The sequence below is a fragment of the Gracilimonas halophila genome, assembly GCF_042684365.1.
GTDB classification, from domain to species: domain Bacteria; phylum Bacteroidota; class Rhodothermia; order Balneolales; family Balneolaceae; genus Gracilimonas; species Gracilimonas halophila.
Genome location: NZ_JBHULI010000024.1, coordinates 145,917 through 160,288, shown reverse-complemented (window position 1 = coordinate 160,288; position 14,372 = coordinate 145,917). Strand labels below are relative to the sequence as shown.

The 14,372-nt window shown below is 40.8% G+C and carries 13 protein-coding genes; 6 read left to right on the top strand and 7 right to left on the bottom strand.

All coding sequences use genetic code 11. The features are described 5' to 3' along the window. Nucleotides 1–34: 34 nt before the first annotated feature. From pta to greA, 7 genes are all read right to left on the bottom strand, one after another. Entirely contained in the window at nucleotides 35–991 is a 957-nt protein-coding gene (gene pta / locus ACFSVN_RS07075; protein ID WP_390300457.1) for a phosphate acetyltransferase, read from the bottom strand. Beyond that, nucleotides 991–1,854: a hypothetical protein gene (locus ACFSVN_RS07070; protein ID WP_390300455.1), complete on the bottom strand. Its 864-nt coding sequence runs from the start codon at nucleotides 1,852–1,854 to the stop codon at nucleotides 991–993. Before ACFSVN_RS07070 ends, pta begins: the two co-directional genes overlap by 1 nt. Continuing rightward, the gene (locus ACFSVN_RS07065) at nucleotides 1,854–3,503 is read right to left on the bottom strand and encodes a caspase family protein (protein WP_390300453.1); all 1,650 of its coding nucleotides are present in this window, start codon (nucleotides 3,501–3,503) and stop codon (nucleotides 1,854–1,856) included. The genes ACFSVN_RS07070 and ACFSVN_RS07065 overlap by 1 nt, the downstream gene beginning before the upstream one ends. A 71-nt stretch (nucleotides 3,504–3,574) precedes the next feature. After that, complete coding sequence (locus tag ACFSVN_RS07060; protein WP_390300451.1) at nucleotides 3,575–4,792, bottom strand: acetate/propionate family kinase; 1,218 nt, start codon at nucleotides 4,790–4,792, stop codon at nucleotides 3,575–3,577. 7 nt (nucleotides 4,793–4,799) lie between these two features. Beyond that, entirely contained in the window at nucleotides 4,800–6,026 is a 1,227-nt protein-coding gene (locus ACFSVN_RS07055) for a BamA/TamA family outer membrane protein (protein WP_390300449.1), read from the bottom strand. Continuing rightward, nucleotides 6,008–6,463: an NUDIX domain-containing protein gene (locus tag ACFSVN_RS07050; RefSeq protein WP_390300447.1), complete on the bottom strand. Its 456-nt coding sequence runs from the start codon at nucleotides 6,461–6,463 to the stop codon at nucleotides 6,008–6,010. Before ACFSVN_RS07050 ends, ACFSVN_RS07055 begins: the two co-directional genes overlap by 19 nt. A 27-nt stretch (nucleotides 6,464–6,490) precedes the next feature. Then, nucleotides 6,491–6,964, bottom strand: a complete 474-nt coding sequence (greA, locus tag ACFSVN_RS07045) for a transcription elongation factor GreA (protein ID WP_390300445.1) — start codon at nucleotides 6,962–6,964, stop codon at nucleotides 6,491–6,493. 239 nt (nucleotides 6,965–7,203) lie between these two features. Between greA and ACFSVN_RS07040 the strand changes: the two genes are divergently transcribed. The 6 genes from ACFSVN_RS07040 (at nucleotide 7,204) to dnaB (ending at nucleotide 14,307) form a co-directional block, all read left to right on the top strand. Further along, nucleotides 7,204–8,991: an SLC13 family permease gene (locus ACFSVN_RS07040; RefSeq protein WP_390300443.1), complete on the top strand. Its 1,788-nt coding sequence runs from the start codon at nucleotides 7,204–7,206 to the stop codon at nucleotides 8,989–8,991. A gap of 7 nt (nucleotides 8,992–8,998) precedes the next feature. After that, nucleotides 8,999–10,732 carry a SulP family inorganic anion transporter gene (locus tag ACFSVN_RS07035; protein WP_390300441.1) on the top strand — a complete coding sequence of 578 codons (1,734 nt, stop codon included), beginning with the start codon at nucleotides 8,999–9,001 and terminating at the stop codon, nucleotides 10,730–10,732. Next, nucleotides 10,732–11,265 carry an RNA methyltransferase gene (locus tag ACFSVN_RS07030; protein WP_390300439.1) on the top strand — a complete coding sequence of 178 codons (534 nt, stop codon included), beginning with the start codon at nucleotides 10,732–10,734 and terminating at the stop codon, nucleotides 11,263–11,265. The genes ACFSVN_RS07035 and ACFSVN_RS07030 overlap by 1 nt, the downstream gene beginning before the upstream one ends. Nucleotides 11,266–11,338: 73 nt before the next feature. Continuing rightward, the gene (locus ACFSVN_RS07025; RefSeq protein ID WP_390300437.1) at nucleotides 11,339–12,151 is read left to right on the top strand and encodes a uracil-DNA glycosylase; all 813 of its coding nucleotides are present in this window, start codon (nucleotides 11,339–11,341) and stop codon (nucleotides 12,149–12,151) included. Then, on the top strand, nucleotides 12,132–12,674 hold the full coding sequence (locus ACFSVN_RS07020) for a GNAT family N-acetyltransferase (RefSeq protein WP_390300435.1): 543 nt from the start codon (nucleotides 12,132–12,134) through the stop codon (nucleotides 12,672–12,674). Before ACFSVN_RS07025 ends, ACFSVN_RS07020 begins: the two co-directional genes overlap by 20 nt. A 94-nt stretch (nucleotides 12,675–12,768) precedes the next feature. Next, a complete protein-coding gene (gene dnaB, locus ACFSVN_RS07015; RefSeq protein ID WP_390300433.1) occupies nucleotides 12,769–14,307 on the top strand; it encodes a replicative DNA helicase in 1,539 nt (512 codons plus the stop codon). Nucleotides 14,308–14,372 lie beyond the last annotated feature (65 nt).

Genomic DNA, 14,372 nt, shown 5'->3' with positions numbered 1-14,372 from the left:
ACTCAATTTAATAAGAAAATTCATATTTAAGTGATCAGTCATTTCCCATTAAAGCACAGACACAAGCAGTATTCACGATATCCTGGGCTGAACACCCCCGAGAGAGGTCCATCATCGGTTTTGCAAGGCCTTGAATTATAGGACCGGTTGCTATGGCTCCTGCCAAACGCTCGGTAATCTTATATGCAATGTTACCTGCGTCAAGATTCGGGAAAATGAATACATTTGCCTGCCCGGCGACTTCTGAGCCGGGTGCTTTTTGTTTACCGATCTCGGGTATCACAGATGCATCAAACTGGAGTTCTCCATCTACCGGAAAATCAAGGTTATGGGATTTCACGATCTCAAGGGCATCACGAACTAACTGAATCCGTTCATGCTCTGCACTTCCCTTTGTTGAAAACGAAAGCATCGCCACCTTTGGAGCTACCCCTGTTATCTTATGATGAGTTTGTGCAGAATCCATAGCTATAGTCGCCAATTGTTCAGCGTTGGGATACGGAACCACAGCGCAGTCTCCATAAGTGAACACCCTCCCGTCTTCAAAACTCATCAGGAACACACTTGAAACTACATTGGATCCTTTTTTTAACCCAATGGTTTGAATAGCTGCACGAAGCACATCGCCGGTTGTAGCAACAGATCCGGCAACACAACCATCGGCATCATCTGCATCAACCATTGCTGCAGAAAAAAATAAAGGGTTTTTGATCACATCTATCGCTTCTGCCTCTGAAATACCCTTATGTTTTCTTCGCTCATAAAAAGAATGAGCATATTTTTTTAGCCGTTCATCTGATACAGGGTCTATAACAGTTAAATTTTCAGGAATTTGAGCACCTGCTCTATTTTTAATTAGGATCGGTTCTGCCAGGTGGTGATCAAGTAAAAACTGAGCCGCCTCAATTACCCTCGGATCCGAAGAACGTGGTAATACAATTCTTTTCTTCTTGGATTTAGCGCGGTCTCTGATCTCAGAAATAATGTTCATTATCCTAATAATAAAAAGATTGAAATTATTGCGATTCCCAGTCCCGACCACTGTTTAACTGAAGGGCTATCTTTCCATATCCATATACCAATGAAAGTTCCAAGTACTACTAAAGTTACATTAACTATTGGGAAAACGATGGAGCCGGGCATTAACTTCAGTGCATATAAAAGGAATATTGAGGAATATAGATTCACGATTCCTGTAGCAACTCCGTAGCCAATTTCTTTGTAGGTAAACTTAACATCCCCTCGTTTAATGAGAATGCTTCCACCTACAATAAAAGAAATTAAGAATATTCCGGAAACAAAAAGGTCTTCAGAAATTTGAGTGGCAAAAAGTTGCTCGTACATCTTAAGTCCTGAATCAGCAAATCCCGTCATTATAAAAATCAAAATGGGTAACCATGCATCAGATATACCGGAAATATTTTTGGTTTTTATTCGTGGAACCATCAATAAAAGCGAACTAAGAGCCAGGATAATTCCGGCGTATTTTATCATTCCAATAGTCTCACCAAAAACAAAAAGACTTACAGCAATTGGGAAAATCAATGACATTCTCATAGCTGCGATGCTCACCCCCATTCCAACACGATCTATGGAACGACTGTATACTACCATATTGGCTATAAAAATAATCCCCAGAAGAATAGCCAATCCCATCAGCCACAAGCTAATCTCATTCTTAAATTCGGGAAGCAGTGAAAATTCAGCAGAGTTAAAAAAACTGATTAGGAACCCTGCCAAATAATTACAGACAAGAATATGAAGTATCCTCATCTTATTATTCTCAGCTAACTTCAATATTTGAGCAATGGCTAGTGAACAGGATACACTAAGTGCTATGAAAATAAGCCCCATCAGTTAAGAAGCTGAAGCTGAAGGTTACCAAAAAACAAAGGATTTTGTGGGCGATCATAGATGCTTCTTGACGTAAATGGAACATTACGGTCAAGATGGTTTAGAATTTCTCCCATGGTCATATTTCCTTCTTTGATCGCTTCAGCAAGGTAGTAGGTAAAAATACTATGCCTGTTCTGATCTCCATTACTTGATGTGAAAATACCGGAACGCTGATCAGGCTGAGCCCCAAAGAACACGGCTGAAGTGCTGTTGTCAGAAGTAAGGATGGAAGCCAGGTCTTCAAGCGGTTCAGACGAACCATCTTCATTTACAATATCTAGATCAGCATACACTATAATGGAACTAAGTTGAAGATTATTCAACCCTCTGAAAAATTGATGCAGGTCAATATACTGTCTCTCTTCACTTCCATTCTCAGAGCTACCTATCAAATAGACTTTTGAGTCTCTGATCTCGGCATACCCACTGATATAAACATTCAAACCCTGCTCTTCTTCTGTTAAAGAGTTAGCAAGTCTGGAATAGGCTCTTTCAAGTAGCCTATCGCTGTTTATGTTAGTTGCTTTCACAATATTATTGCCCCTGATGCCAAAAGCCTGCAGAAAATATTCTTCCATAAGCTTTGTATCGCGTTCCCCATAGATCCGCTCTGAGAGCGAACCCCCATATTGAAAATTAGATAGCAGAAAAGCAGAAGCATTAAGCGAACTCACTCCTAAAACAGGGATATCACGTTCTACATCTACAGAACCAAAAGGTACATTTGGAATAGCTATGACAGACAGGACGGATGCAAATTCAGAAGGCCTCCAAACAGTACGCACATCATTGGCATATACCCAGGTTTCAGTAATACCATATAACACTTTATACCATTCCCCCTCGCTTTCCACCAGTTTTAGCTGACTGCCCTCTGCCAAATCAGTTAGAATATTATTTCTGCTATTAGAAGGTTCATTTCTAAGCGGTGTGATCTGGGCATCAACAATCACAAATTGTTCAAATATGGAAGAAACCGGAACTTCCTTTGTACTGTAAAGTGAATCGTAGGAAACTTCTATTACTATATTGTCCTGTGGATCTTCCTCAAACAAACCGGCATTAACTTCTTCTGCAAGATTAATAGATATTCTTCCTTCGTTAAAACTCCAATTTGTAGCTTCCCTTATTACTTCTTCTTGGTATGAGATTTTGATCGAGGCCAGATCCGAATTGTATGGACGTACATTTATTGTATCTGCCTCCTCAACACTCCCTGTTCTTCGTAAAAGCCTGCTCTCACCTGTCTTTGAAGGCTCCCCAATCGGTTTCATGTTTAAGAATGAAAGCCCTGTAAGCAATCCACCTGCTCCCAATAAGGTATATCGCTGAGAAGATGTTGGCTCTTTAAGCAACTTATCTGAATAAGCAGCATATGTTGAAAGCCCTGCACCGGCTATGCCAAGCAACACAAATCCAACCCGGTGACGATAACGTTGTATATATCTTTCAGTTCTTACTCTTTGAGCATATTCATAGGTATTGATGGCTTTTATATCGAAGTGAACGATCGGCTGATTAGGAGTTAACCCATTTGAACTCTCTAAGTAATATTGAGATGAAATGATCTCAAAATCATTAATGTCTTTAGCTTGTTCCTCTACCACTACCCAACTGGTGCTCGAGCATGACATGAACAGGAAAGACAAGAAGATCAAAAAACAGGATAAAGATCTATTTATGCCCATGGTGTTTGTTTTGAAGCCGTCGCAATTTTTGCTGCATCAATCGCAATTACAAGTTCTTCGTTGGTAGGTATAACGTGAACCTGAACCTTTGAATTGTCAGCGCTGATCAACGTTTCATTTTTTAATTCTTTATTTCTTTTTGAATCCAACTCAATACCAGCAAAATTCATTTCGCTCAATACCTTCTCCCGAATAAGAGGAGCATTTTCACCTATACCACCTGTAAATATAATTGCATCAACCCCGTTCATGGCAGCTATATATGACCCGATATACTTTTGTATTCGATAACAAAACACATCGATTGCTTCCGTACACCTGCGGTCACCACTTTCGGCCTCCTCAATGAGATCTCTCATATCAGCTGCATAACCACTTAGACCTAACAGCCCGCTGTGCTTATTCAATAAAGCATGAACATTGGCAAGTGATAATTCTTCTTTCTCTATGAGATAGAATACGATGGAAGGGTCAATATCTCCGCTACGTGTGCCCATCACCAATCCTTCCAATGGAGAAAACCCCATGCTGGTATCATAGGATTTTCCGTCTTTAATCGCAGTTATAGAACAGCCATTCCCTAAATGGCAAGTAATAACTTTTGAGCCTTCTTTAGGTGCTCCCGTTATCTGATGGTATTTTCGGCTTACATAATAATGAGAGGTCCCATGAAATCCATATTTACGGATCTTATATCTCCGGTATAATCGGTTTGGGATCCCATATAAAAAAGCATGTTTTGGTATGGAATGATGAAAAGCGGTATCAAACACGGCCACATGTGGCACATCCGGGAGGTGCTTCTTAGCTGCTCTGATTCCATCAAGATTTGGGGGATTGTGAAGTGGTGCTATATCAAATGCTTGCTGGATTGCTTCTTCTACATCCTCATCGATCAGAACCGAATCTTTGAAGGTCTCTCCTCCATGTACAACCCTGTGACCTACAGCTTCAATCTCGTCCAAAGTTTGCAGATGATCATTGTCCGCTTCAACTAAGAGTTCCATTATTGTTTTGAGAGCAGATGCATGATTTTCGATCACCATCGTTTTCTTAATGGGTTTCTCCCCTTTAAACTCTTGTTTTATAATAGAAGTAACGGCACCAATACGTTCTACCAGGCCTTTGCATAAAGACTCTTGATCTTCAGTATTAATGAGCTGGTATTTAATGGAAGAACTGCCACAATTTATGACGAGAATTTTCATAAGAAAGTTAAAGTGAGATTACTGCTCCGATACCTATCAAATTACGAAATTTAAAGTTGCTTTCACTGTCTTCAGGGTGTGACAACCAAAATGGAATCTCATACCGAATTGCAAAACCACGATCATTGCCCAAATAATCAGGGATATTTATAGAGAACTGAAATCCAACTCCTGCATCTGCTCTTTGTTCGTTCAAATCAGAAATTAATCCCGGGGAAAGTTCGTAATCTGCCCTGAAAAAATTACCTGCATCTGCGAAGAGGTATGATCTAAGCTGAACAAAGTCACTTATGATGGAGCCGGACATTGCAGAATTGATGAAATTAGGGAATTCGAACTCAGTATTTATGGTATTAACAAAATTATACTGCACGAAACTTTCTTCAGAAAGGCTTCGAAACTCAGCATTCGTATAACCACGGAGGTTAGCATGACCAGAAACATGAAAGAGTCCATCATCAAGCAAGCTGCCTGGTAAGGTGCCTTTTGCCCTGCTAATACCGTTTTGGAGCCAGCCAACAGGTTGACGGTAACTAATTCCAAAAAGATACTCCGGAGCATTTTCAGTATCAGTGTAGCCTGTAAAACCCCTTACTCTGAATTCAAATTTATCGCCCAATGGTATTTGTTGTTTGATCTCAACCATAGCCACCTTAAAACCTTCAAATTCACTTACATTCTGCTTGAAGGAAGCATTCAGGTTAAATTTACCGAGATCAAAATTCTGGCTAAGCCGATACTCTGCTCCTAAAAGTGATTTCCACTCCTTTTGCCACAACAATGGATAAGGCCTGTACTCTTGATCAAATAACTTTTCCTGGCTGAAGCTCAACGTGAATTCATGATAATCAAATTCATCAAACCCATTTTGCCATCGTTTATTCATAGACAGTTCATGCCGACTATACCCTGTCCGTATACTACTTTGGATTCTGAAATTTCCTTCATTCCCAAAGCTTGAAAATGCTGAAATAGGCTCAGTGAATGAAATATAATAAGAGACAGGAAGGTCAGGAAAAGCTGTTCCTACCCAAAGTCCTGCCTCCAATCGGTGAGGACCGTCCTGAAAAGTACCTTCCATTTCACCTAAAACCCGAGCGCCCAGCCGAATACCGTCTACTTCGTTATACCATGCATCAGGAGCAAAACTTAATGTATAGTTATCGGATTGAGCTGCCAGAACTCCCGGAAACAATACAATGAGAAAAACAGCTATTAAAATTCTATTACCCATTCGGGGAGTATTTCTAAAAATTCATCGGTCATTATATCATAAGTGAGCTTCATCAGTCTCAGTTGCTCCGGCCATTTTATATAGGGCTGAATGCCTTCTATGCTGATCCACTTATATTCTGAATGCTCATCATCCAGAGTGATCTCGGCGTCAAACTCCAATTCAGCTGCAAAAGCTGGAATGGTGTGAACGGTATCAGATTTTGCTTCATAAAATTGATTCACGGAAGGTATGGCCCATAGCTTAAGGGGTCTTAGACCGGTTTCCTCTTTAAGTTCCCTTAAAGCTGCTTCCCAGCTTTGCTCTCCTTCTTTCACCTTCCCTCCAACCATTCTCCATTGACTGGCATATATCTTTTCTGAAGAACGTTTGAAAATCAAAAAATGTGGGTATCCATTTTTCTGTCTGTAAGGATATACATCAATAAGTTTTTTCATATGCAGGAAGGTAACGAGCCGTTTTAATCAAATTTCAATATTCTTTACCTCAAGCTCCAATTTCCCGGCCGGAACCTCCACTTCAACGGTCTCTCCGATCTCACGTCCAAGCAATGCTTTACCTATGGGTGAGTCTATGGAGATCTTACCGGCTGCAAAGTCAGCTTCGTTGGCGGAAACAAGCGTGTATTTCATTTCCTTGCCTACATTCTTATTCAAAATGGTAACGGTAGTCAATACTCTGACTTTTGACAAATCCAGATCCTTTGTATCCAAAACACGGGCGTGGGCCAGGGCATCTTCAAGCTTTGTAATGCGATCCTCCAAGTGTCCCTGAGCTTCTTTAGCTGCATCATATTCGGCATTTTCACTCAAATCTCCTTTGGCTCTTGCCTCTGCAATATCGGCTGCAATCTCTCTGCGTCCTCTGGATTTGAGATCCTTCAATTCCGCTTCTAATTTATCATAACCTTCTTGTGTCAGATATTGAACTTTACTCATAATCGTTGTTTTAGTTCGGTTTCTATAAATAAAAAAAGCAATCTACCTTTGGCAGATGGCTTTAACTTGCTTTCCTAAAATATACCTTAAAATAAGGGGTTATTGCATGTATTTCCATTACTGTTTTCATTTAGATTTATTGCTTTTTATATCCTCTATTTATAATTCGATTTTCAAATAAAAGAGATACTTATAATATTTAGTCTTTTGAATCTCGTATAAAAACTATATAAATCTCAATGTTCGGAATAGCACCAGACATCCTGTTTGTTTATGCCCTCATTCTGGTAGCTGTAGTTCTATTTATCAATAAGCGTATCTCCTTCGATATTACATCATTGATATTGCTGGCAATATTGATCGTATCAGGAATATTGACCCCTACTGAAGGACTTTCCGGCTTCAGCAACCCGGCTACAGTTACTATCGCCTGTATGTTTATTCTAAGTGAGGGGCTTAGAAGAACCGGTGCACTGGATATTGTGGGCGACTATTTTTTCAAGCTTAGCAAGCTGAATTACCGGCTCACAATGTTCATTATTATGATTATTGTCGGAGTTATTTCTGCCTTCATAAATAATACAGCTGCTGTAGCGATCTTTATTCCCGTCATCATCAGCCTTTCAAAGGATATTGGTGAAAGTGCTTCAAAACTACTGATGCCCATGTCTTTTGCTGCCATGCTTGGAGGTGTTTGCACGCTTATAGGGACCTCAACTAATCTTCTTGTAGATTCCATCGCTACAGATAATGATCTTGCTGGTTTTGGAATGTTTGACTTTGCCCCTGTAGGTATGATCTTTTTTGTAGTGGGTTTTATCTATCTATTCACGATCGGGATCAAGCTTATCCCCGAACGAAGGAAAGATGAATCCCTAACAGACACTTTTGAGATGCAAAGCTACCTCACTGATGTCGTTCTTCAGCCCAACTCTCCGTTTGTTGGCACTCCGTTAAAGAATACGGAACTGATACAGGACCTGGATCTGGATATTGTTGAAGTATTTGACGAAGATGGAAACTCAAAGCCCGACCGGCGTACAATTAATCTTGAGAAAAAAGATGTACTCAGGATCCGCGGAAGTGTAAAAGAGCTGAACAAGCTTCTAAACCGGGAAGACGTACTTATTAAACCCAATAAAAACTGGGATGATAAGGACTTTGAGATCGGAAATGGTCAATTGGTCGAAGCTGTTATTGCTCCTGAATCTTCTTTTGAAGGCAAAAAGCTGAAAAAAGTAGATCTTTATCAACATTATGGGGCACAGGTTCTTGCCATCCGCCAAAAAGGGAAAATACAGCATGACCAATTGCAAGATATCAGGCTTCAAAGCGGAACATCACTTCTTTTATATGCAAAAAAGGAGCGTGTAAATGAGATCAAAACTGCCGAAGAGTTTGTGCTTGCAACTGAGATCAAAGTGCCTGATTTCAAGAAATCTAAGATCCCTGTGGCTATCGCTATCATCACCGGAGTTGTGGCGTTTGCTGCTTTCGGGATTCTGCCCATTGTGGCATCAGCTATCTGCGGGGTCATCCTAATGGTGCTCACAGGATGCCTTTCCAATGAGGAAGCCTATCAATCCATTAACTGGAAAGTGATCTTTTTACTTGGTGGAGTTTTACCTCTCGGAGTAGCAATGCAAAAAACAGGTGCGGCCCAATTAATTGTTGACATTGTTGTAACTCAATTCGAGTCACTGGGCCCAACAGCAGTACTTTCGGCATTCTTTTTCTTGTCTATGATGCTGACCAATCTAATTTCAAATCAAGCCACGGCAGCACTGCTTGGCCCAATTGCTATTGAAGCATCCTCTTCAATCAATGTCAGTGCAGACCCTTTACTTGTTGCTGTAACTATGGCTGCATCTTTGAGTTTCATGTCTCCCATCGGATATCAAACAAATACCATGATCTTCGGCCCCGGTCAATATAAATTTATAGATTTTGTGAAAGTTGGAACTCCGCTCAACATCTTATTCTGGATAATTGGTACCTTTGCCATCCCATATTTCTGGCCATTTTAAATAACCGATGAAAAAGCTTCTGAAAACATACTTCCCGATCCTGCAAGTGATCAAGGAATATAATTTAGATAAGTTAAAAGCTGATGCCATTTCAGGCTCCACAGTGGGGGTTGTATTGATCCCACAGGGAATGGCTTACGCGGTTATAGCAGGACTCCCTCCCATTTATGGACTTTATGCAGGACTCGTTCCGCTTTTCATCTATCCGCTTTTAGGAACTTCAAGGCATATTTCTATCGGGCCGGTTGCTATAGACATGCTGATCTTGGCTGCAGGATTGGGTTTTCTTGCCGGTAATGATCCCACAGAAAAGATCAGCTTAGCAATTCTGATCGCCGTTATGACCGGTATTTTTCAGCTTATGATGGGGTTCATGAAGCTTGGTTTTGTTTTCAATCTATTTTCAAGACCCGTGATTTCAGGATTTACTATAGCGGCACCTATCATAATTATTGTGAGTCAGGTCGGGACTTTATTGAATGTGGATGTTCCAAATTCCCAATACATCCATGAAATGTTTTATTACATAAGCCAACAAATAGGGAATATTCACTATCCTTCATTAACGCTTTCCATTTTCTTTATTTTATTTTTGGTACTAATACGGCGCTTCTATTCCAAACTTCCGGAATCAGTACTGTTAGTAGCTATTACTATTATCATTGTTTCCTTTTTCAGCATTTCAAAATGGGGTATCAACCAAGTTGGAGCTATTCCACAAGGCCTACCCTCATTCGCTATACCTGAACTCAATTTGGAATCTATTAAACAATTGGCTCCCAATGCCTTTACATTAGCACTTATTCAGTTCATGACTATCGCTTCACTCTCTAAAGCATTTGCAAGGAAACATGGATATACCGTTAATCCCAACCAGGAATTGATTGCGATTGGGAGCAGTAATATTGTGGGAAGTTTGTTTCAATCTTTGCCCGTTTCGTCCAGTTTCACCCGTTCCGCCATTGCTGAACAAGGAGGAGCTAAAACTTCTCTTAATAATGTTTTTGCAGGGATTTTGATCCTATTCACCCTATTATTTCTGACCCCTCTATTTGAGATGTTACCGGAACCTCTTCTCGCCGCTATTATCGTTGTTTCTGTAAGTAGCCTTATCGATATACAGGAACTTAAATTCCTGATTCGCACCAAACGCCGTGATGCTTTGGTGGCAATGATCACCATTGTAAGTGTGCTGGCAATTGGAATTCAGGAAGGGATCATTATAGGACTCGTTTCATCGGTCCTGGCTTTGCTTCTTAAAATGAGCAAACCAACTGTCGCTGAACTCGGGCTTATTCCCGGTACCAGAGATTTTAAAAATCGTGAACGGTTTTCAGAAGTAAAACCTATTCCGGGTATCCTTATTCTTCGGGTTGATGCGCCCTTTTCTTTTGTTAATGCAGAGTTCTTTAAAAATTACATTTTAGAGAAAAGCATGAATGATAAAGAGGCTCCTAAATATGTGATCATTGACGGAACTACGATAGGAGATCTTGATATTTCAGCCATGGATTCACTGCTTATGATAATCGAAACCTTAAAAAAAGAAGGCATTGAATTATATATATCAGGATTAATTGGTCCGGTTCGCGACGTTATCCGAAAATCAGATATAAGCACATTTGTTCGATCCAACCGTTTCTTTAATACCGTGCATGATGGTGTAGTATCAGCATTAAAAGCACAGGACGATCAAGACCAAGGGAACAGGCTTAATGAGTACAAGGAGATATGCGCTTAATGAAAAAGCTCACCACCAAACAAATTCTCGAAGAAAATCTTTCCAGAGAAGCACCCGAAAGTATCAGCTCTCTAAAGCTACTGATTCCCAATATCCGAAGTTTGCATAACGTGGGCTCCATTTTCAGGTCTGCAGATGCGTTTGGGATCTCAGAGATCATTTTAACAGGATATACGCCTACACCTCCCCGACCGGAGATTAATAAGACAGCAATTGGTGCAGAGGAATTCATGGATTGGCGCTATGAAGAAGATGCCTCGAAAGCTTTGAAAGATCTCAGGGAAAAAGGGATTTATATAGTTGGACTTGAGCAAACTTCAGACAGCACTCACCTCCCTGACTTTGAAGCAAGAAAACATTCAAAAATGTGTATTGTACTGGGCAGTGAAGTTTCAGGGATCGAAGATGAACTGCTGCCACTGATAGATGAATTTGTGGCTATTCCTCAGTACGGAAGAAAACACTCTCTGAACGTATCTGTAGCAGCAGGAGTAATGCTTTATGCAATGCTGGAAAAACTGTGGGATCAATAATGGTTATTCCTTATCTGTATTTGTAAACTTACAAAAGCTTTCAATTTTCGATTCATGAATAACAAATAACGAAATGGCCGATCCTAAAGAACTGGTTGAAAGAGCTGAACGTTTTCTAAAACAACAGCAGGAAATGTATGGGGATTTTTTTGTGAATTCTGATGAGGGTAATTCTTCTGATTCAAAATTAACAAATAGTAAAAAAGATGATAACAAAGTAACTGAAGACCAGAAGACATCGGAAGAACTTAAGAATCAAGAAGCTGCGGATTCTGTTCAACAAACGTCCAGGAAAGAATTAAGTACAGCTGAAAAAATAGCTGCCTGCACTACCCTCGATGAGTTGCGTGATTTATGTGCTAAAGCCAAAGAATTACAAACCGACCTTGAAGATACCAACCTTGTTTTTGGTGTGGGAAACCCCAATGCTGATCTTATGGTTATTGGCGAAGCTCCTGGATTTAATGAGGATAAACAGGGTGAGCCATTTGTGGGAGAAGCCGGCCAGCTGCTTGACAAGATATTGGAGGCCATTAATCTCAGACGAGATGATATTTACATTGCAAATATTCTAAAACATCGTCCACCAAATAATCGAGATCCAAAACAAGAAGAAAGGCAACGCAGCCTCCCTTACCTGCTTCGGCAGATCGAACTTATAGATCCAAAACTGATTTTGTGTGTAGGCAGAGTTTCAGCAACAACACTTTTAAATGAAGACACTTCCTTGAGTAAACTCAGAGGGAAATTTCATTCCTTTCATGGCCGGGAATTGATGGCGACCTATCACCCTGCTGCATTGCTTAGAAATCAGCAATGGAAACGTCCCACCTGGGAAGATGTTCAAAAATTAAGAAAACGATACGATGAACTGGGTGGGAAGTAAGGTATCTACACAAAGGCTGTCTCTTCGCCCCATTCAAGATCAAGATCTCCAACATATTTATCGAGGACTTTCTGATCCCAAGGTCATCAAGCACTATGGTGTCAGTTTTTCGAGCATGGAGGAAACTAAAGAACAGATGGATTGGTATCGAAAGCTCATAGAAAATAAAACCGGGATCTGGTTCGCCCTTGAGCTAAAAGAAAGTAATGAATTTATAGGAGCTGTCGGACTTAATGACATCAAAAAAGAACATCGTCGGGGTGAAATTGGGTTTTGGTTACTGCCCGAATTTTGGGGATCAGGGTATATCTCAGACGCGGTTCCTAAAGTGTTAGAGTATGGATTCCGTACGCTAAAACTCCACCGTATTGAAGCATGGGTAGAAACTGAAAATGAGAAAAGCCGGAAAGCTCTCACTAAACTTGGTTTTCAATACGAAGGTACATTAAGGGACCATGAGTTCAAAAATGGAAGGTTCATCAGCGTTGATATCCTTGCGAACATTGTGGATAACTTTGTCTAAAATTTGTTTAAAAAGAATCTCAATTAGGTTCTGATTTATACCTATTTTCGTTGTTCACTTTATCGTTTCAGCATAAGATCTTTCAGTATCACTCATGGCAAAAAAGAACGGTTCTTACAGTAACAAATACAAGCAGGATGATTCAAAAAAGCTTGAGCAAGGCGGACGTGTTCCGCCACAGGCTGTTGAAGTTGAAGAGGCTGTTCTTGGAGCCATGCTAATAGAACATGGTGCGGCAACCATTGCCCTTCAGATGTTAAAGCCTACCGATTTCTACAAAACTGCTAATCGGCACATCTTTGAAACGCTCACTAACTTATATGAACGTGACAATCCTTTGGATCTGCTCACAGTAGAGAACGAATTAAAGGATAATAATCTGCTGGAAGTGTGTGGAGGCCCTACCTATTTATCAGACCTGACCCGCTCGGTTAGTTCTTCCGCCAACATAGAATATCATTCGCAGATAATAATTGAGAAGGCAATAAAGCGAAATCTTATTCTGGCAAGTAATGATGTGATAAAGGATGCCTACGATACTACGTCTGATGCATACGATGTACTTGATCATGCCGAACAGAGTATTTTCGACCTCTCAAATCAAAAAAACAGAAGTTCTGCTGTCCCCGTTGAAAAACTTCTAAAAGATACCCTTTCCTACCTGGAAGATCTTCGGGGTAAGGAATACGGAATAACCGGAGTGCCTACGGGACTGGCCATTGACGATATGACCGCCGGCTGGCAAAAAGGTGATCTTGTTATTATCGCTGCCCGTCCTTCAATGGGTAAAACAGCTTTTGTTTTGACAGCAGCCCGAAATGCAGCTATGCATCCGGATGAAAATCTCAGAACCCCTATTGCCCTTTTCAGCCTGGAGATGTCCAACCAATCTCTTGTTCAGCGTTTACTGACCATGGAAGCTCGTGTCCGTGCCGATGAAGCTCGTAAAGGTACACTTAAGGATGAAGACTTCCGCAGGTTGATAGATGCTGCAAGTCGTCTTTTTAGTGCTGAAATTTATATAGATGACACGCCCGCTATAAGTTTAATGGAGCTTCGCACCAAATGTCGCAGGTTGAAAAGTGAGAAAAACATTGGCCTTATCGTGATCGATTACCTCCAATTAATGCAAGCTAATTCCAAAGACATTGGAAACCGTGAGCAGGAAATTGCCACTATTTCGCGTGGACTGAAAGGACTCGCTAAAGAACTGGATGTACCTGTAATTGCCCTTGCTCAGTTATCGCGTGCGGTAGAGCAGCGTGGCGGTGATAAACGCCCTCAGCTGAGTGACCTTAGGGAATCGGGCTCCATTGAGCAGGATGCTGATATTGTGATGTTCCTATACCGTCCGGAATATTATGGCATTACTACAACTGAAGAAGGACAGTCAACGGCCGGACTTGCAGAGATAATTGTTGGGAAGCAGCGTAACGGTCCTGTAGGTAGCAAGATGATGTATTTTGTGAAGGAATATGCCCGTTTTGAGAATCTCACCTCTGCCTCAAATGATAACCCGATGTTGGGAGGCGGTAATAACAATGGTAACGGACCTCAACTTGACGGTGTAGGTAATGATGGCCCTCCTCCTATGCCACACAGCCCGGCACCTGATGAGGATGCCCCTTTTTAATTTCGTGGTTGTTACTAGTTGAAATCAATATCTATTTGAGTCATTCTGAGGGTACTCCCGAAGAA

Bases quoted from the DNA above. Each gene is read 5' to 3' on its own strand.
- ACFSVN_RS07030 (WP_390300439.1), top strand. From the start codon at position 10,732: ATGAAAAAGCTCACCACCAAACAAATTCTCGAAGAAAATCTTTCCAGA.
- ACFSVN_RS07055 (WP_390300449.1), bottom strand. From the start codon at position 6,026: ATGGGTAATAGAATTTTAATAGCTGTTTTTCTCATTGTATTGTTTCCG.
- ACFSVN_RS07060 (WP_390300451.1), bottom strand. From the start codon at position 4,792: ATGAAAATTCTCGTCATAAATTGTGGCAGTTCTTCCATTAAATACCAG.
- ACFSVN_RS07035 (WP_390300441.1), top strand. From the start codon at position 8,999: ATGAAAAAGCTTCTGAAAACATACTTCCCGATCCTGCAAGTGATCAAG.
- greA (WP_390300445.1), bottom strand. From the start codon at position 6,964: ATGAGTAAAGTTCAATATCTGACACAAGAAGGTTATGATAAATTAGAA.
- ACFSVN_RS07025 (WP_390300437.1), top strand. From the start codon at position 11,339: ATGGCCGATCCTAAAGAACTGGTTGAAAGAGCTGAACGTTTTCTAAAA.
- dnaB (WP_390300433.1), top strand. From the start codon at position 12,769: ATGGCAAAAAAGAACGGTTCTTACAGTAACAAATACAAGCAGGATGAT.
- ACFSVN_RS07040 (WP_390300443.1), top strand. From the start codon at position 7,204: ATGTTCGGAATAGCACCAGACATCCTGTTTGTTTATGCCCTCATTCTG.
- ACFSVN_RS07050 (WP_390300447.1), bottom strand. From the start codon at position 6,463: ATGAAAAAACTTATTGATGTATATCCTTACAGACAGAAAAATGGATAC.
- pta (WP_390300457.1), bottom strand. From the start codon at position 991: ATGAACATTATTTCTGAGATCAGAGACCGCGCTAAATCCAAGAAGAAA.
- ACFSVN_RS07070 (WP_390300455.1), bottom strand. From the start codon at position 1,854: ATGGGGCTTATTTTCATAGCACTTAGTGTATCCTGTTCACTAGCCATT.
- ACFSVN_RS07020 (WP_390300435.1), top strand. From the start codon at position 12,132: ATGAACTGGGTGGGAAGTAAGGTATCTACACAAAGGCTGTCTCTTCGC.